The organism is Sinomonas atrocyanea, from assembly GCF_030812675.1.
GTDB classification, from domain to species: Bacteria; Actinomycetota; Actinomycetes; order Actinomycetales; family Micrococcaceae; genus Sinomonas; species Sinomonas atrocyanea_B.
Genome location: NZ_JAUSTE010000001.1, coordinates 568,772 through 585,165, shown reverse-complemented (window position 1 = coordinate 585,165; position 16,394 = coordinate 568,772). Strand labels below are relative to the sequence as shown.

Genomic DNA, 16,394 nt, shown 5'->3' with positions numbered 1-16,394 from the left:
ACCCCTCCCGCCGGTCAGGCCTCCGACCCGGTCTCGTGATGGTTGGACTCGCGCCGGGACCAGTCCTCGGGGATCGCGGCCTCGAGAGCGTCGTCGACCGTGATGACCCCGAGGATGCGCCGGTCCTCGGCCAGTACCGGCATGGCCAGGAGGTTGAAGTCGGCCATGCGGGTGGTGACGTCGATGACGTCGTCCCCCGGCGCAGCAGAGACCACGTCACGGTCGGCGACCTCGGACAGCGGCCGGGCCGGGTCGGCCTGGACGGCGTGGACAAGGCTGAGCGCCCCCTCCAGCGCCCCATCCGGGGCGAGGGTGTAGATCACGCTGAGCGACTGGGGCTGGAGGAGTACCGCGCCGCGGACGGCCGTGAGGGCGTCGGCAATGGTGGAGGTGGCGGGCAGGGCGAGGAAGTCGGTGCCCATGAGGCCGCCGGCGGTGAGGTCGTGGTAGCCCAGGAGCCGGTGGACGCGGGACCGCTGGGGTTCGGGCAGGAGGCCCAGGACGGGGGCGCGCCGCTCCTGGGGCAGGTCCATGAGGGCGTCGGCGGCGTCGTCGGCCTGCATCCGCCCGAGCACCTCGGCGACCTCCGCGTCGGTGCGGTCCCGGAAGAGCTCCGACTGGCGGTCCTCGTCCAGCTCCTCGAAGACGTCCGCCTCGAGCTCGGGGTCCTCGTGCACCTGGGCGAGCAGCTCGTGCTGCTCGCGCTCGGTGGCCTCTTCGATGATGTCCGCGATCTGCGCCGGCTTCAGCTCGGGGATACGGGCGCTGACGGCCCGGACGTCAGCCGAGGCGGCGTGGCCGATCAGCGGTTCGAAGTCCTTCCAGTCCCGCGGCGCGTGCGCGGCGTGGCGGGCGCCGAGGCTGAGCCACCGGCGCCGGTGGACGTCCAGGCCGGTGGCGGCCCAGCCGTCCAGGACAGGGGAGAGCTGGACGTCGTAGGCCCGCACGAATGCGGCGCGCGTGACGTCGATGAGCCGGTGGCCCAGCACGTCCTCGGACAGGAGCACCTCGCCCTCCCGGCGGCGGAACTCGCGCAGGTCCACCGTGCTCACGGCGAGCTGGACGCGTCCGGGCTCGAGGGCGGCGAGGTCGGCCGCCGTGACGAACGCCCGGGTGCCGCCCACGGCGACGACGAGCCCGGTCACGAGCGGGTAGTCGCCGTGGCGGAGCCGGACGATGAGGTCGGCGAGCACGCCCATGCGGTGCCCTTCGGAGTCCGTGACGGGCTGGCGCAGGAGGGTGAAGAGGGAGAGGGAGGCTGCCGGGGCGGCGGTGGTCATCGGGGGCCTTTCGGTGCGCAGGGCATCGGCGTCTCGGGGCGACTGTACGTCACCCCCGGGGGGTGGGGGAGAGGGGACGGGTCAGGCGCCGGCGAGGGCGAGCTGGACCACGCGGACGATCACGAGGATCATCGCCACGAGCAGGTACAGGCGCAGCACGCCCAGCCCCGCCCGCCGGGCCGCGGAGAGCTGCGGCCGCTGCAGCAGCGCCAGCGGCGGCATTCGCCACGTGGCCCGCTGGGAGCGGTCCACGGGCGCGGCGGAGGCCGCCTTCCCGCTCGCCGCGGTGCGGAGGCGCACGACGGCGAGCCCTGCCGCCGCGAGCAGGGCAACGAGTGCCCCGCCGCCGAGGATCGCCAGGATCGCGGTGCCGCTGATGTCCGGGAACAGCACGGCGGCGGTGAGCACCACGGAGAGGATCACGAGGACGGCGATGACCGCGGAGGTGAAGATGTTCATCCCGCGCCCGTTGACCCAGGGACCCATGACCTCCTTGTCGTTGCAGAGCAGGAGCAGGAACACCGTGGCCGAGGGCAGCAGCACCCCGGCAAGGACCTGCACGCCCACCGTGAGCAGGCCCAGCGGGCTTCCCGGGATGATGACGATCACGGCCGAGAGGGCGATGATCCCGGCGAAGGCGGCGTAGAAGCCCTTCGCGTCGGAGACCTTGCGGTGCAGGGAGTGCTTGAGGCCGAGGACGTCGCCGAGCGCGTAGGAGGTGGAGAGGCCCACGGCGGCCGCGCCGATGATCGAGGCGTCGATGAGGGCGAGCGCGAACAGGATCCCGGCAAGGTGGCCCACGTGCGTGCCCAGGCCCTCCGCCACGCCGCCGGCGTCGGTGAAGTGGCCGAACTCGGGCCGGTGAGCGAACGTGGCGGCGGTGAAGCCGATGATCGCTGCGGCGCCGAGCACCACGATCACGATCCCGAGCCAGAGGTCCACCCGCTCGTACTTCATGTAGCGCGGGGTGATGCGCTTGTCGATCACGTAGGACTGCTGGAAGAACAGCTGCCACGGGGCGATGGTGGTGCCCACGATCGCGATGACGAGCAGCGTGACGTCGGCGATGTCGGAGCCGGCCGGGATGCCGGGCACCACGAAGTCGTGCGCCATCTGCCCGTAGTCCGGGCCGGCCAGGAAGAAGACCGGCACGAGCAGGAGCGAGCCGGCCACGAGGGCCATGCAGACCCGCTCGAAGCGCTGGAACGAGCCCGTGCTGGCCGCGCCGATCACGAACAGCGCGGAGATCAGCACGCCCGGGATCTTGGGCACGCCGAGGTAGTCGAGGCCGATCGAGATGCCGATGAACTCGGTGACGATGGTGAGGGCGTTGAGGATGAACAGGTCGATCGCGCTGAAGGCGCCCCAGAACTTCCCGAACCGCTCGAGGATGAGGCGGGCGTGCCCCACGCCGGTGACCACGCCGAGGCGCAGCACCATCTCCTGGTTCACGTACAGGACCGGGACCAGCAGCAGGAGGGTCCACAGGAGGGACGTGCCGTAGTTCTGGCCGGCCTGGGTGTAGGTGCCGAACGCGCCGGCGTCGTTGTCGCCGACCATCACGATCAGGCCGGGTCCCACGATGGCCAGCAGCGTCTTCAGGCGCCGCTTCCAACTCGACTGCGACGAGGAATCGCCCAGGCGGATGGTGCCGAAGGCGCCCTGGATGTCGCCGACGTGGGCGGAGTCGAGGACCGCCGAGTCCTTGGACGAGGGGACGCCCGGCGTGGGGACCTCGGGCGTGGGGGCGGTGGGCATGGGGGTCTTGGGCATGGGAGGACCTGCTTCCTCCCGGCGGTGGCCGGGGATCGTGAAGCGGGCGCGTCCGGGCACGCCGGGCCGGGCTGGGGTCAGCGCGGCCGCGGCGTGGGCGCGCGGCGTTGGCGGAGGGGCTGAGCGCGGCTCAGCAGGTATGCGGGGAGGGACTACTGTCACCGCTGGACACGGCGGGCCACCTCCTCCGGACGCAGTTCGCGTGCCTTCAGACGGCCGGCCAGAGAGGCCGGGCCCTTCCTCGTAAGACCTTTGGCACTTCGCGTCGTGACCCCGGGGAGGACCCGGGGAGCCAATCGGGGTTGCCCCTTAGCCCGGGGCAGCCTGTCCTGACCTGTGGCGTCTCTCGACGTTGGGGGTCGCTGGCTTGTGTCCGCGAAGGAGCCTCAGCTAACGAACGGCACCTTGCGCGGTCATGATACATGCCGAACCTTGGGTTGCCGTTCAGGTCAGCGAGGCCTCCCAGGAGGGGTGAGCCCTCAGTCTCGGCCGCGCTTCCGAAGGACCTCGACCTCGTCGTCTTCTTCCTGCTGTGATTGCGGTCGCCCGGGCGTGTCGGGGCGGTGGAGGTCGATGAGGGCCCGCGCGAGGGCCCGGGCGCGGAGGGCGGCGCGCTGGTCCCCTTCGATGGAGGCGACCATGGCGCCCTTGGTGAGGATGTGGAAGGACCAGGCGAAGCCGTCGGGGTCGCTCAGGCCCGCACCCTCGGCCAGTGCGGCGAGGCGCCCGCGGATGTTCGCCAGGTGCGCCATGGCGGCCTGACCGAGGGGATGGTCCGGACCGAACTCGATCACCACGTGGAGGAAGGTGTTGACCTCGGCCGCGCCGCGGCTGAACCAGTCGTCGAGGACGTTGAAGGCCGCCAGAAGTGCGTCATCGGGGGCGTGGGCGTGCGCGATCGCGTCCTCAATGGCGTCGTGGCGCACCTGGTACCAGCGGTCCATGTAGGCCAGCACGAGGGCGTCCTTCGAGGGGAAGTTCCGGTAGAACGTCGCCTTGGCGACCCCGGAATGGGCGATGATCTCGTCGACCCCCACGGCGCGGACGCCACCCCTCGCGAAGAGGCCGTAGGCGGTCTCCAGGATCCGCTCCTTGGCCGGCTTCCGCACGGCACCCCTGCCCGCCTGCCCCTCATCTCCACCCATCATGGGCCCATCCTAGCCCTCTGGACAGACAGGTCTGTCTCGGTGCATACTCCTCATGACGGAACAGACAGGTCTGTCTCGTTGAAGACTTCGAGGTAGCCGGCATCAACACCGGGCACCGCCTGGCGGTGCAGGGAGGGTAGGTCGCTGTGAGTGAGTCAGCTGTGATGGAGCGGGAGAGCCGGTTGGCGGTCGTGGCCGGGGGCCGGGCCGGGGAGCCGGGCGTGGAGGCCGACGGCGGTGCTGCCGCCGGCGCTCCTGCTGGCGCTGCAGGTTCTGCTGGGGGCGCCGCGGGTGCCGCTGTGGATGCTGGGGCGGGGGCTCTGGTGGTGGAGCATCTGGGGCTGGCGGATGCTTTGGCGCGTCGGTATCGGGTGCCGGGGCATGATTTCGAGGATCTGCGGCAGGTGGCGCGGCTGGGGCTGGTGATGGCGGCGCAGCGGTACCGGGAGGGTGCCGGGCACGGGTTCGTGCAGTTCGCGGTGCCGACGATCTCGGGGACGATCAAGCGGTACCTGCGGGATCAGTCGTGGGTGGTGCGTCCGCCGCGGTCGCTGCAGGAGCTGCGGCTGGGGGTGAAGGAGGCCCGGGGGCGTCTGGTGCAGGAGCTGGGCCGGGAGCCGTCGCTGGCGGAGCTGGGCGAGGCGGCCGGGTGCAGCCCGGAGCAGGCCGCGGAGGCGCGCACCCTCGGTGCTGCGATGGCGGCTGCGCCGATCGAGTCCCTGGACTCCTCTGCGGAGGACGACGAGGCGCGGTCGGTGCACGTCCTGCCCGTGGTCGACCCAGGGTTCGAGCAGGTCGAGGAACGCCAGATGGTCGCCGCCGCCCTCGAGGGCGCGACGGACTACGAGCGGCGCCTGGTCAAGATGCGGTTCTTCGACGAGATGAGCCAGAGCGAGATCGCCGCGGAGCTGGGGGTGTCGCAGATGCAGGTCTCGCGCCTGCTGCGCCGGCTCCTGGACCGCATGCGCCGCACCATGGCCGCCTGACCCCACCGAACGGACCACATCCAGACCACGATCGGAGACGCTGGACCCCATACAGCGGGGCAGCACAGGTGAATGGATACGCCGTCGCAGGGTATGAGGAGCAAGCGGTAGTGGAGGTCAGAATGCGACAGCGTGACAGGGACATCGATTCCAGAGCCGGCCACGTGCCGGGCGGCGGGCAGAAGGTTATTGTCCACGACGGCAGCCGGGAAGTGCACGGCTACGCGGTCGGGGAAACGGACGGATCCATCGAGGTCGTCTGGGCCGTTGCGTCCGGGCGGCACCGTAGGAGGGCCTTCCCTGCCGAGGACGTGTTCATCCCGGCCCATGCACAGCAGTGGGCAGGAGTGCCGATCAGCGACGACGGGCTCCGACTCGCGGCCCGCGCCGCCCGGACGCATGCAGTCCAGACCCATGCTGCCCATACCCATGCCGCCCAGGCGCAGTCCGCCCAAGCCCATGCGATGACGCAGGAGAAGCGCGCCCCGGGCCATTCGCCCTGGGCAGCCAGCTCCGACCACGCAGCCTGAATCCCGTGGGCGGGACACCTACGTCGCCGGAGCCAGAAGAGGCCGCGACGGCCTCCCGCCCCGGCTTCCTGCGCCGGATCGCAGACATCGCGGTCGCCTCGGACCCGGGGCTCGGAAGGCTCCACCTCGGTCTGGCCGGCGCCGGCAACGTGGCGGTGTGCATGGCCGTGGGCTACGGGCTCGCGCGGCTGCTCCACGCGAATGCCCAGGGCACCTTCGTGTTCATGCTGCTCAGCAGCGTGGTGGCGATGATCGGCACCAACGCGCTGGTCGACCACCGCATCAAGTCCAACGCGATCACGGCTGCGTACTTCCCGCTGGCCATGGGCGCGGGCATCACGGCGGGCACGCTGCTCGCCCCGAATCAACCGGCCTCCCTGGTCGGCTTCGTCGTGGTGATGTTCCTGGCCGTGTGGATGCGCCGGTTCGGGCTCGGCTACTTCTTCTACGGCTTCATGCTGTGGAACGGCTACTTCTTCGCGTCCTTCCTCAAGACCACGCTCCCCGCCATCCCCGCGATGCTCGTGGCCATCGTCGTCGCGACGGCGGTGGTGCTGCTGCTGAGCTGCACGGTGTTCCGCCGGCATCCGCGCCGCACCCTCGCCGCCGTCTTCCGGAGCATGGGCGCCCGGCAGCGCGGCCTCGCCCGGGCCTGCATCGCGCTGCTCGAGTCCGATCCGGGCAGCCCTGCCGCCGACCGCGCCTCGCTGGCGATCTTCCGCGCCCGCGCTCTGGCCACCGAGGCGGCCCTGATGAGCGACGGCTGGGCCGCCCACGCTCCGGCGCTCCCCGAGGGCTGGACTGCGTCCACGCTGCGCGCGCGCCTGCTCGAACTGCAGCTCGGCCTCGACCGCCTCACCCTCGGAACCCGGCAGCTCGCCGCGAGCGACGCCGGCCCGGCCCTCCGCAGCGCCGCCGCTGAGGCCCTGGGCGCACTCGCCGCCGCGAACCCGGCCCGCGCCCGCGAGGCCGCAGCGGCACTCCCCGAGCTGGCCTCAGCGGCGCCCCGCAGCGTCCAGGCCGCGGCCGCCGACCTGCACCGGGGCATCAGCATCGTCGCGTCCGTGCCCAACCGGCCGGTGCTGAGCCGCACCGTGCAGGAGAACGAGCCCGAGTTCGTGCCCGCGGCCGGCCTCGTCCTGGGCCAGCTGCCGGGAATCCCCAGCGTCGCGTCCGAGGTCGATCCCCGCGGCGCCTCGTGGAATCCGCTCACCCGCCTGCAGTTCGCCACCCGGCAGGCGGTGCAGGTCGCGGTCGCCGGAACCCTGGCGATCGTCGTCGGAAGCCTCATCAGCGGGCAGCGCTACTACTGGGCGGTCATCGCCGCGTTCGTCTCCTTCGCAGGGACCGGCACCCGTTTCGACACCACCCGCAAGTCGCTGCTGCGGGTGGCGGGAACCCTGGGCGGCCTCGTCGCCGGAGTCGTCGTCGCCCGCCTCACCAACGGGAACCTCTTCGCCGCCCTCGCCGTGATCGTGGCGAGCATCTTCTGCGGCAACTACCTCATGCGCATCTCCTACGCGTACATGATCTTCTTCCTCACGATCATGCTCAGCGAGCTGTATGCCATCCTCGGCCAGTTCTCGGACGAGCTCCTGCTGCTGCGCCTCGACGAGACGGCCGCCGGAGCGGCGGTCGGCATCGCCGTCGCCCTTCTCGTCACCCCGGTGAGCACCCGCGACACGATCAGGCTCGTCCAGGGCTCCGTGCTCGCGGCAGTCGCCGATCTGCTCGGCACGCTGCGCGAGCGCGCCCTCGACCCGGGCTCGGTGAGCGCCGACGCGCTCGACGAGCGGGTCATCGCCGCGGACAACCAGCTGCGCCGGCTCGTCCTCGTCGGCGAGCCGCTCACCCGGTACCAGATCTGGGAGAACCGGCCCCGCGCCATCCGTCGCCGCCTCACCCTCGTGGCGAACATCGTCGCGACGGCGCGGTCGCTGAGCGACGCCGCGTGCAGGCTGGACGAGGCCGACGCCGAGCTCGCCGCCGAGGTCGCGAAGGTGGCCGACCTGGCGCGCACCGCGGCCGGCACCGACCGGGACGAGGCAGGATCCGCGGCCGTGCCGGTGCTCGCGGGAGAGCCGCTCGACCCCAGTGCCCGCGCCATCACCCAGAACCTGCCCCTGCGGGCCCATGCCGCGCTCGACCGCCTGCAGGCCCTGATCCGGGAGATCGCCTAGGACCTCGCGGCCAGATGCTCGGCGATGGCCCGCGCCACCTCATCGGGGGAGTCCTCCGTCGGGATGTGCTTGCCCTCGACCACGACCAGGTCGGAGCCGGGGATCTCGGCCACGTACCGGCGGGCGTACTCGATCTTCTGGAAGTCGTCGTCCCGGCCCCAGACGAGCCGCGTGGGGATGGCGGCCTCCTGGAGGGCGGGGACCAGGTCCAGGGTGTAGCGGGCGTCCGCTGCCGCCGCCATGGCCATCCAGGACCGGACCCGCGCCGGGTCCTGCCAGGGGCTGAGGTAGTCGGCGAGCTCGTCCTCGCCCAGCGTCCGGTGGGTGCTGCCACGGGTCGAGGTCGCGCGCGCCGTGAGCAGCTCGTCCTGGCTCGTGGCCTCACGCACCTGCGGGTCGCGGAAGCGTTCGACGGCGGGCACCGGCCAGGAGTCGAACATCACCGAGTTCATCAGCGCCATCCTCCGCACCGAGCCGGTGGTGGCGGCCAGTTGCTGGGCGATGCCGCCGCCGATGTCATGCGCAGCCACGTCGAAGGTGTCGAGGCCCAGTGCCCGGGCGGCGTGCAGGACCGTCTCGGCCAGGGCGGGGACGGTGGCCTGCTCCGGGCTGAGCTCGCCTGCGCTGGCGCCGAAGCCGGGGAGGTCCAGCGCTATGCAACGGGTGGTCTGGGCCAGCTGGGGCAGGACGGGAGCCCAGACCCGGCTCCAGAAGGTTCCGTGCAGGAGCAGCAACGGCGGGCTGTCGCCTTCGCCGGCGGTGAGGTAGGACAGCTCTGTGCCGTCGACCTCCACGGTGCGGCGGGTGACGGGATGTGCCATGGGAAGCTCCTGTCCAGGGCCGGGAGGTCCGGCCCGTCGGTAGGCAGAGCTACCCGGTGCTCGGTGGGGACAAACGGCCGGCCGCCTACGCCGCCCTGCCCGCCACGGGGTCAGGGTCCTCTTCCTCTGGTCGGTCCACCCGGCATTGCCTCAACCTGATGCGTGTTCGGTGCAACCGCTCGGAAGAGGAGGGCGAAGATGGAGGACGCATACGCTGCGCCCAGACCGGACTGGGGGAGCGGCGCAGCCGCCGCGGGCGCGGAGGAAGCTGAAATGCTCTTCGGTCGGGCGCTGGAGCGGGTCCGGGCCTTCCGGGCTGTGCACGGAAGGCTCCCGGAGGCCGCAGGCGGGGACGAGCCGGACGAGCCCATCCTCGGCGCATGGCTGGAACACCAGCGGCACCGGCGCACCGAGGAAAAGCTGCCGCCGTGGAAGGACAACGAGCTCTCCCGCGCTCTGGGATCCATGTGGTGGAACGGGCAGGACGGCGGCAGGCCGCCTCTGCCGTACCACTGAGGACGCTCGCCTCCACACGCCGCCCGGGTCCCCCAGCTTCTTGTGTGACCGCACCGCTGGCGGGGAATCAACTACCCCACACAAGGGGGTGGGAGCGTGATCGACAGGCATTCGGCACAGCTGCAGAGGGCACGCATCGAGGCAATGGCGGCGGAGCTCGGCCCGGACGAGCCGCTGTGGTTCGAGGTCCGGAGCGCCCGGCAGGCGCCAGGTTCGCGGTGGAAGGCGGCCGTCGGCAGGCGGGGGCAGACCGGCACGGCGTTCTCAGGGGAGGGCGGCGCGTGCGTCCTGTTCGAGTTGGACTACCCGAGTCAGCTGCCCGAATGGCTCGACGCCGTCGGCATCAGGCCCGAGCAGCCCATCCCCCTCAATTGGCGCAATCTGGTGTCCTTCGACTGTCCCGTCGAGTGCACCCGCCGGCAGGACGGGAACACGCCCGGCTGAGGAGAACCCGTCCGGCCGGACACGGGGATGGGGAGGACGAATCCGTCCTCCCCATCCCCTGTGCCGCGTGGGCTCTGCGGGTCAGGGCCGGCGGCCGCCCTCGGTCCCCTCGGTGTCGATGTGCTCCTTGGAGACCTCCTCGTTCACGGTCTCCTCATCGGTGCGCGTCTCGGTCCCGAGACGGACGCGTTCAACGGGCACGGTCTCCTTGTCGACGACGGGGCGCTCCTCGTGGAGGGTGACCTCGTGCTCGTCCTCGGTGAGGTTGGGGCCGTCCAGGGCGGAGCCGCGGTTCTCGTCCGTGATCGGCTCGCGCTCCACGCGGACCTCCTCCCGCTGGACCGGGACGGTCTTGGTGACGTTCTCCGTGGTGACGTACTTGCGCAGCCTGGCGCGGCCGACCTCCTGCTTCTCGGTGCCGACGTTGAGCCGCTCCTCGGAGCGGGTCATCGCGTCGTCCGCCGCGGTGCCCGAGTCCCTCCTGCGGGGCGTGCCCGAGACCTCGCTGGCGGTCTCGGTCTGCTCGGTGTCGGTGCCGGCCAGGCCAGCGGACTCCCCGGTGCCGCCGTAGGCCGAGCCGCCCGCGCCGTAGACGGTGCCGGTGTCGCCGGCGCCGGGCTCCGAGGCGGCGTCCCGGAGGCCAGAGGTTCCTCCCACGTTCCGGGCTGCCCCGTCGGAGCGGCCGTAGTGCTTGTAGAGGCGGTCTTCCTCGCCGGGCTCGAGATGCCCGTCGGGGTCGACGCGGGGGGCGTCCTTGACCTGGTCCTTCGTGTACGGGACCACGAGGTCGTCGCCCCGGAGGTCCGCCCCGTCGAGGGGGACGAAGGTCTCCTTCGTGCCGAACAGGCCGGTCTTGACGGTCACCCAGGTGGGCTGGTTGGTGTCGTCGTCGACGTAGAGTTCACCGATGCCGCCGATCTTCTCCCCGTCCTGTCCGACGACGTTTCCGCCGTTGCGTCCGAGTGTCTCGATCTTCTCGCGTCCGATCATCGTGTCTCTTCTCCTCAGGTTGTGGATCCGCATACTGCTCGCCCCGCTTTCTTGAGGGATGTGCGGTTCCTTGCCCGCCCCGGCGCCGGGCAAACATGACCGTCCGCCGGCCGTGCCGTTCATCCGGCCATCAAGATTCCGTCAAGGCTTGCCCGGGCCGCGTCAGCGTCCCCTCGGACAGGCAGGGCTGGACCGTCCAGGCTGGCGCGGGCGCCAGCTCCTGTGCGGGGCTCCTTGCCGTCGACGAGCAGATGGCCCACCCCACCGGAGCGCTGGTCGTGGCGGACCCCTTCGGCCACCGCTACGTGCCGCACGTCCCGACCGACCGCGCCCTCGCCAGGCGCCTCGGGGGCAGGCCGCTCTACATCGAGATCGGAACGCGGTTGGCTGAGCCAGACACCCGTGCCTGGCCCAGCCGATGATGATGATGTGTCTACCGTCTGCCTACCGGCACAGCCACACCGTCCCCGAGGACTTTGTCGTCCTGTAGCGGTAGATCGTGGTTCCGTTCCGAGTGTGGCCGACCGGTCCGAGGTTCGTGCCGCTGTGATGCCTCCCCGCGAGGTCGTTGTAGCTGTCGACCGTCGTGCGGTAAGAGGCGCAGCCGCGAGTCAGGCTCCCTCGAGCGGTGTTCCAGCCGTTGTTGTAGACCCAGCCCCCGCCCCGGTAGGACCAACCCCACCACTCTCGCTTCTCGATCTTCATATAGTTCGCGCATCCGTAGGTGCCGTGGCAGTTGCGGCTGAGGTAGGCCCACCCCTCGGCGGTGGTCGGGCCGATCTTATGCGGTGCGTACACCGAGTACGTGAGTGCCTCGGCTTGCGCCGGAGCGGCGGCAGTGACCGCTCCTCCGGTGACGATGAGGGCAACCAGGCCGAAGGTGGTGCCTATTTTCCGAAGGAGTGTGGAGAGCCAACCTTTTCTGGTTCTCGGCCGTTCGCGCCGTTCTTCCTCGGCGGCGTTCGCGCTCGTGTTTTGGGCGGAATGATCGATCATGTTTGCCATGACAACTCCTCAGTTGTTGTGACGCATCGCGTGTGGTCGATTCTGGACCGAATATTCAAGGAGTGACGGGCTGCAGTGCACGAATCCACAAAGCCGTCCCGCGGCAGCGGCAACGAAATTCTGTGAATGGGTCAGGGCAGGAGGGGTCGACGTTCATGCCGCGTGTCGTCGGCCTTCAGGGACAGGGATCGAGGGCGGCCCTTTCTGGCGCCAGAAGGAATCCCTGATGCTCCACTCGTGCTCAATGGACTATTCCTGCAGGCGGCATCGCGGAGTGGGGCTGCCGGTGAGTTGGAGGAGAGGATCAAAAGTTAGGTGGGCGGGTCCGGCAGATATGATTTGACCACCGGGTTATGGTCGGGTCAAGGGCATTTTGCCGCCGTTTATCGACTTTCCGCCGAGGTCGGAGTTTCCTGGTCGGTAACGTGACGGGATGAGGCAAATCCAGAAAGGGCGGCGTCTCGGTTCAGAGGACTTGGGGCCCTTGCTTCATGTACGCGGCACCCACTCCCATTGTTCCGCGCGGGCGCGAGGACATGGGCCGGGCCCCAGCCGCCCCGCTGGGAATCAGGCTAGATTTTCGCCTATGGATCCTCAGACGTGGACGCCGCGGGTTCCGTACCGTTGCGTTGCGGTGCTGTCCGGAACCGGAGTGCTGTGATGCAGGCGCCCCCGTGAACGGCTTCCTGGCCTGGGTCGCGGGTTCCGGCGTGGTGCAGGGGCTGATCATGGGTCTGACCTTCGCGTACCTGACCACCGTCCTGGTCCTGAACGCCGTGGCGAGGTCCGAGACGGAGACCGTCAACGGCTGGAGCGCGATTCGCAGAGCCGGCCAGCCCGGCAATGGGCTGCTGGTCCGTGCGGCCCTGCAGAAGGCGCTCCCGGTGGTCAACGTGTTCGAAGAGGCCGCCTACTGGACGGCGACCACAGATGACCAGGGGAACCGCCTCAGTGGCGAGCATGCGTACCGCCTGCACTTCCCGGCAGGCCAGCTCCCACCGAATGATGCCTTCTGGTCGCTGACCGCGACCGACGCCGTCGGCTACATGGCCGATGCCCCCACCGGGCGGGCCAGCGTGAACGACCACTCTGGTCTCGTGGCGAACGCCGATGGCTCAGTCGACATCCTGCTCCAGCCGCATCGGCCATCCGGCGCTGCGCAGAACTGGGTGGCGACGCCTTCTGGTCGGTTCAAGCTCATGCTCCGCGCCTATCTCCCCGGGGCGGCCATCGTGGAGGGGCGGTACGAGGTCCCGCCGGTCGTACGGGTGCAGCCATGAATCGCCTGATCCTGAAGTACGGCACGCCCGTGACGATCGCCATCCTCGCGGTCTTCGCGTGGGTGACCACCAGGCGGATCGCGGCCGGCGGCCTGGGCTCCATCGATCTGCTCGCAGGAACAGCTGTGGCCGTCTGGGTGATCGGTACGGTCGTCTTCATCTGCTTCTGGCCGCGGATCACGGTGGGCGGCTTCAAGCGGACCTTTGTCCGGCGGGGGCTGGGTGGAGGACCGATCCCTGTGAACACCATCTATGCGGTGCCGGAGAGCCCGTCGCAGTCCGCTCTGTCCGGCAGCGTCATTGCGACCGGGACCGACGATGTCCTCTACTTCGGCGGCTGGCTGGATGTCGGCGCCGGCCCACGCGTGCTGCACGTGCCCGAGATGCACCGGCGCTACTACAGCGTGCAGTTCACCGACCCGAGCAGCGGCGCCAACTTCGCCTACGTGGGGAAACGGACCACCGGAACCGCCGCCGGCGACTTCTTCCTCTGTGAACCCGCCTGGCGCGGCGCGACGCCTGCCGGCATGACCCGGATCGATGTGCCCCACAAGGCGGCCCTGCTGATCGGCCGCGCCTTCGTCGCCGACGACGCTGACCGCCGCACGGCCTATGAACTCGCGAAGCTGGTGCAGCTCACGCCAGCACCCGAGGAGCACGATCATGAGTGAGAATTCGACCGCGTCGCCGCTCGACGACGGGCCGTTCTTCCACGGCACGGTCGCCGACCTGAAGGTGGGCGACCTGCTGACGGCCGGCCGCCCATCGAACTACCGCCCCGACGTCGTGATGAACCACATCTACTTCACGGCACGCCCCGACGGGGCAGGCCTGGCGGCCGAGATCGCCGCGGAACTGGCGGGGGGAGCAGCGACTCCGCGGGTGTACATCGTCGAGCCCATCGGAGCGTTCGAGGACGACCCCAACGTGACGGACAAGAAGTTCCCCGGCAACCCCACCCGGTCGTACCGGAGCAGCGACCCGCTGCGGATCGTCGGCGAGATCACCGAGTGGGCGCGGCTGACACCGGAGCAGCTGCAGGCATGGCGGGAACGGCTGTCGGTGCTCCGCACGAGCGGGCGAGGCGACATCATCAACTGAGAACGGCTGCCTAGCAGCTGATGTCCGCGAGGACGTTGTTGAACGCGGCCTGGACGGTGCCTGCCACCTGGTTGAGAGAACCGAGCGCCGGCGCCAGCATGTCGTCGTTGGCAATGCCTTTCACGGCCGTGTCGAGACGGGTCGCAGCGGCCTGGAGCGCGTCGAGGTGGGCGGGGGAGACATCGCCGGGCGTTGCATTCAGGGCGGTGAGGGCCTTGACGATCTGGTCACGGGCGGCGCGGACATCCTCTACCGCCGCACCGGTCTGGAGGTCGTCTTTGAAGCTGGCGAGGGCGTCGCCGAAGGCGCTGGCGGCGGTGCAGGCGGCGGTCGACGACGGGCTGGGCGTGGGCGTCTCCGACGGGCTCTCGGTGCCTGCCGACGCAGTGGGCGTGGTGGTCGCCGACTGGCTCGAGGCGCCTCCCGACGGGCTGGACGTGGTGGTCGCCGACGGGCCGGGCGTGCTGCTGCACCCTGCCACCAGCATGAGCGCCGCGCCGAGCGCGGCCAACCGGGCGCCGAGTCGATGGTTCCGCGACATAGGAGGCCCTTTCAGGTGGCTGATGGCCTGGATCTGCAGAGAAAGGCGGGCTGTCTCACAGGCAATGATGACGGCGCGTACAGGCCCTGAAAGGAGCCAAAAGGCCCGAACCCGCGTCGGACAAAGCAGTGCCCCGGTCCATGGGGGATGGCCGGGGCACTGCGTTCTTGAGTCTAGGGCGCCCGCCTGAGTGTCAGCTCAAAAGGGAAGGCACAGCTCAGCCGCTGACCGAGGAGTCCCGTTCGGCGTGGCTGGCCTGCGCCTCGCCGGATTCGGCGGGCTGGGCGCGCAGGTGGTGCGGCGTGGCGAAGAAGAGCGCGCACACCGCGGCGACCAGCACCACGGACGCGGGCAGGATGAGCGTCTGGCTCATGGCGTGCGTGAACGCGTCGTGGAGGAACGGGGGCAGGACGGTGGAGTTCGACTTGCCCAGCTGGCCGCCCGCGCCCTTGCTCCCCGGCGGCAGGGCGGCCGTGATCTCGGCGCTGATGCGGCCGGTCATGAGTGCTGCGAGGGCTGCCGAGCCGATCACGGCCCCGACCTGCCGGGTCGTGTTGAACACGCCCGAGCCGGCGCCGGCGGCGCGCAGCGGCAGGTTCCGGTTCGCGGTGGTCGCGGTGGGGCCCCACATGAACGCGCTGCCCAGGCCCATCACGAAGGAAGGGATGAGCAGCAGGGGCCACGCGATGGTCGGGGAGATCATCACCGAGTAGAGCCACATGCCCGCGCCGACCAGGAGGGCGCCGGGCACCACGAGGTAGCGGGGGTGCACCCTGTCGGTGAGGCGGCCGGCCAGCGGGGCGAGCACCATCGTCAGGACCGCCGAGGGCGTTCCCATCAGGGCCGACTCGAGCGGGGTCATCCCCCGCACGGCCTGGAAGAAGTACACGACCGGGATGAACATCGCGGTGATGGAGAAGCCCACGGCGGAGATCGCGGCGTTCGCGAGGGAGAAGTTCCTGTCCTTGAACAGCCCGAGCGGAAGCAGCGGCTCCTTCTTGTTCAGGGCCTGCCAGATGACGAACAGCACGAGGAAGGCGACGCCGGCGGCCACGGAGGCCCACACCCAGCCGTTCCAGTTGTAGGTGTTGGACTCCTGCAGGCCGAAGACGAGGAAGAACATGCCGGCGGCCGAGAGCAGCACCCCGAGCCAGTCGAAGGTGTGGCTGTGCGTCTCGAGCTGGGGGACCAGGGCCGCCGCCATCACGAAGGCCACCACCCCGATCGGGACGTTGATGAAGAAGATCCACTCCCACCCGAGGGTGTCCACGATCAGGCCGCCCAGGACCGGGCCCACGAGCGTGGCGAAGCCCGCCGTCGCACCCCACAGGGCCATGGCGGTGCCGCGCTTCTCGGGGGCGAAGGTGCGGGTGATGACGGCCATGGTCTGCGGGGTCATGAGCGCGGCGCCGAGGCCCTGCACGGCCCGGGCGATGATCAGGTTCGCGATGCCGCTGCCCGGCAGGAGGTCGGACAGGCCGCACCACAGCGAGGCCAGCGTGAAGACCACGAGGCCGATCAGGTAGATGTTCTTCGGCCCGAACCGGTCGCCGAGCCGCCCGGTCACGAGCAGCGGGACGGCGTAGGTGAGCAGGTAGGCGCTCGTGACCCAGATGACGTTGTCCGTGGTCGTGGAGAGCCCCGCCTGGATGGACGGGTTCGCCACCGAGACGATGGTCGTGTCGATGAGGATCATGAAGAAGCCGATGACCAGCGCCCAGAGGGCCGGCCAGGGCCGGACCTCCTTGGGGCTGGTCCCGTGAGGGGGTGTCATTGCGTGTGTCCTTCCATGCGGACCG

The 16,394-nt window shown here is 70.3% G+C and carries 16 protein-coding genes and 1 riboswitch; of the genes, 8 read left to right on the top strand and 8 right to left on the bottom strand.

All coding sequences use genetic code 11. The annotated features are described in order from the left end of the window. Positions 1-14: 14 nt before the first annotated feature. The 3 genes from J2W20_RS02665 to J2W20_RS02655 all read right to left on the bottom strand — a co-directional run bounded on the left by J2W20_RS02665 (position 15) and on the right by J2W20_RS02655 (position 4,201). A complete protein-coding gene (locus J2W20_RS02665; RefSeq protein WP_307004327.1) occupies positions 15-1,280 on the bottom strand; it encodes a magnesium transporter MgtE N-terminal domain-containing protein in 1,266 nt (421 codons plus the stop codon). A gap of 81 nt (positions 1,281-1,361) precedes the next feature. Next, positions 1,362-3,053 (bottom strand): NRAMP family divalent metal transporter, encoded by a 1,692-nt coding sequence (locus tag J2W20_RS02660; protein ID WP_307004325.1) that lies wholly within the window; start codon positions 3,051-3,053, stop codon positions 1,362-1,364. A gap of 230 nt (positions 3,054-3,283) precedes the next feature. Beyond that, a riboswitch (M-box (ykoK) riboswitch) is annotated at positions 3,284-3,458 on the bottom strand. Between the two features lie 74 nt (positions 3,459-3,532). Next, positions 3,533-4,201: a TetR/AcrR family transcriptional regulator gene (locus J2W20_RS02655; RefSeq protein ID WP_307004323.1), complete on the bottom strand. Its 669-nt coding sequence runs from the start codon at positions 4,199-4,201 to the stop codon at positions 3,533-3,535. Positions 4,202-4,365: 164 nt separating this feature from the next. Between J2W20_RS02655 and J2W20_RS02650 the strand changes: the two genes are divergently transcribed. From J2W20_RS02650 to J2W20_RS02640, 3 genes are all read left to right on the top strand, one after another. After that, on the top strand, positions 4,366-5,187 hold the full coding sequence (locus J2W20_RS02650; protein WP_307004718.1) for a sigma-70 family RNA polymerase sigma factor: 822 nt from the start codon (positions 4,366-4,368) through the stop codon (positions 5,185-5,187). 122 nt (positions 5,188-5,309) lie between these two features. Continuing rightward, positions 5,310-5,717 carry a hypothetical protein gene (locus tag J2W20_RS02645; RefSeq protein ID WP_307004321.1) on the top strand — a complete coding sequence of 136 codons (408 nt, stop codon included), beginning with the start codon at positions 5,310-5,312 and terminating at the stop codon, positions 5,715-5,717. A gap of 5 nt (positions 5,718-5,722) precedes the next feature. Next, on the top strand, positions 5,723-7,897 hold the full coding sequence (locus J2W20_RS02640) for an FUSC family protein (protein WP_307004319.1): 2,175 nt from the start codon (positions 5,723-5,725) through the stop codon (positions 7,895-7,897). Here the strand turns inward: J2W20_RS02640 and J2W20_RS02635 are convergent. Next, entirely contained in the window at positions 7,894-8,718 is an 825-nt protein-coding gene (locus tag J2W20_RS02635; protein ID WP_307004317.1) for an alpha/beta fold hydrolase, read from the bottom strand. The two genes, J2W20_RS02640 and J2W20_RS02635, sit on opposite strands and share 4 nt — an antisense overlap. A 198-nt stretch (positions 8,719-8,916) precedes the next feature. On the opposite strand from J2W20_RS02635, the gene J2W20_RS02630 reads away from it, so the two are divergent. Beyond that, complete coding sequence (locus tag J2W20_RS02630; RefSeq protein ID WP_307004315.1) at positions 8,917-9,234, top strand: helicase associated domain-containing protein; 318 nt, start codon at positions 8,917-8,919, stop codon at positions 9,232-9,234. 96 nt (positions 9,235-9,330) lie between these two features. Continuing rightward, a complete protein-coding gene (locus J2W20_RS02625) occupies positions 9,331-9,678 on the top strand; it encodes a hypothetical protein (protein ID WP_307004313.1) in 348 nt (115 codons plus the stop codon). 81 nt (positions 9,679-9,759) lie between these two features. Here the strand turns inward: J2W20_RS02625 and J2W20_RS02620 are convergent, their stop codons facing one another. Then, positions 9,760-10,668, bottom strand: coding sequence for a PRC and DUF2382 domain-containing protein (locus tag J2W20_RS02620; RefSeq protein WP_307004311.1), 909 nt, complete (start codon positions 10,666-10,668; stop codon positions 9,760-9,762). A 444-nt stretch (positions 10,669-11,112) separates the two neighbouring features. Further along, entirely contained in the window at positions 11,113-11,673 is a 561-nt protein-coding gene (locus J2W20_RS02615; RefSeq protein ID WP_307004309.1) for a hypothetical protein, read from the bottom strand. Positions 11,674-12,347: 674 nt separating this feature from the next. Here J2W20_RS02615 and J2W20_RS02610 point away from each other — a divergent pair. The 3 genes from J2W20_RS02610 to arr are packed head-to-tail and all read left to right on the top strand — an operon-like array spanning position 12,348 to position 14,054. Further along, complete coding sequence (locus J2W20_RS02610; RefSeq protein ID WP_307004307.1) at positions 12,348-12,953, top strand: DUF1214 domain-containing protein; 606 nt, start codon at positions 12,348-12,350, stop codon at positions 12,951-12,953. After that, the gene (locus J2W20_RS02605) at positions 12,950-13,624 is read left to right on the top strand and encodes a DUF1254 domain-containing protein (RefSeq protein ID WP_307004306.1); all 675 of its coding nucleotides are present in this window, start codon (positions 12,950-12,952) and stop codon (positions 13,622-13,624) included. The genes J2W20_RS02610 and J2W20_RS02605 overlap by 4 nt, the downstream gene beginning before the upstream one ends. Beyond that, positions 13,617-14,054, top strand: a complete 438-nt coding sequence (gene arr / locus J2W20_RS02600; RefSeq protein ID WP_307004305.1) for an NAD(+)--rifampin ADP-ribosyltransferase — start codon at positions 13,617-13,619, stop codon at positions 14,052-14,054. Before J2W20_RS02605 ends, arr begins: the two co-directional genes overlap by 8 nt. A 10-nt stretch (positions 14,055-14,064) precedes the next feature. On the opposite strand, the gene J2W20_RS02595 is transcribed toward arr, so the two are convergent. Together J2W20_RS02595 and J2W20_RS02590 are read right to left on the bottom strand one after the other, a co-directional pair. Further along, entirely contained in the window at positions 14,065-14,595 is a 531-nt protein-coding gene (locus J2W20_RS02595) for a hypothetical protein (RefSeq protein WP_307004303.1), read from the bottom strand. Between the two features lie 217 nt (positions 14,596-14,812). Continuing rightward, positions 14,813-16,369 (bottom strand): MFS transporter, encoded by a 1,557-nt coding sequence (locus J2W20_RS02590; RefSeq protein WP_307004301.1) that lies wholly within the window; start codon positions 16,367-16,369, stop codon positions 14,813-14,815. Positions 16,370-16,394 lie beyond the last annotated feature (25 nt).

What these genes read in the sequence shown, in the direction of transcription:
- J2W20_RS02635 (WP_307004317.1), bottom strand. Translation starts at nt 8,718, where the DNA reads ATGGCACATCCCGTCACCCGCCGCACCGTGGAGGTCGACGGCACAGAG.
- J2W20_RS02605 (WP_307004306.1), top strand. Translation starts at nt 12,950, where the DNA reads ATGAATCGCCTGATCCTGAAGTACGGCACGCCCGTGACGATCGCCATC.
- J2W20_RS02620 (WP_307004311.1), bottom strand. Translation starts at nt 10,668, where the DNA reads ATGATCGGACGCGAGAAGATCGAGACACTCGGACGCAACGGCGGAAAC.
- J2W20_RS02630 (WP_307004315.1), top strand. Translation starts at nt 8,917, where the DNA reads ATGGAGGACGCATACGCTGCGCCCAGACCGGACTGGGGGAGCGGCGCA.
- arr (WP_307004305.1), top strand. Translation starts at nt 13,617, where the DNA reads ATGAGTGAGAATTCGACCGCGTCGCCGCTCGACGACGGGCCGTTCTTC.
- J2W20_RS02655 (WP_307004323.1), bottom strand. Translation starts at nt 4,201, where the DNA reads ATGATGGGTGGAGATGAGGGGCAGGCGGGCAGGGGTGCCGTGCGGAAG.
- J2W20_RS02595 (WP_307004303.1), bottom strand. Translation starts at nt 14,595, where the DNA reads ATGTCGCGGAACCATCGACTCGGCGCCCGGTTGGCCGCGCTCGGCGCG.
- J2W20_RS02615 (WP_307004309.1), bottom strand. Translation starts at nt 11,673, where the DNA reads ATGGCAAACATGATCGATCATTCCGCCCAAAACACGAGCGCGAACGCC.
- J2W20_RS02590 (WP_307004301.1), bottom strand. Translation starts at nt 16,369, where the DNA reads ATGACACCCCCTCACGGGACCAGCCCCAAGGAGGTCCGGCCCTGGCCG.
- J2W20_RS02665 (WP_307004327.1), bottom strand. Translation starts at nt 1,280, where the DNA reads ATGACCACCGCCGCCCCGGCAGCCTCCCTCTCCCTCTTCACCCTCCTG.
- J2W20_RS02660 (WP_307004325.1), bottom strand. Translation starts at nt 3,053, where the DNA reads ATGCCCAAGACCCCCATGCCCACCGCCCCCACGCCCGAGGTCCCCACG.
- J2W20_RS02645 (WP_307004321.1), top strand. Translation starts at nt 5,310, where the DNA reads ATGCGACAGCGTGACAGGGACATCGATTCCAGAGCCGGCCACGTGCCG.
- J2W20_RS02650 (WP_307004718.1), top strand. Translation starts at nt 4,366, where the DNA reads ATGGAGCGGGAGAGCCGGTTGGCGGTCGTGGCCGGGGGCCGGGCCGGG.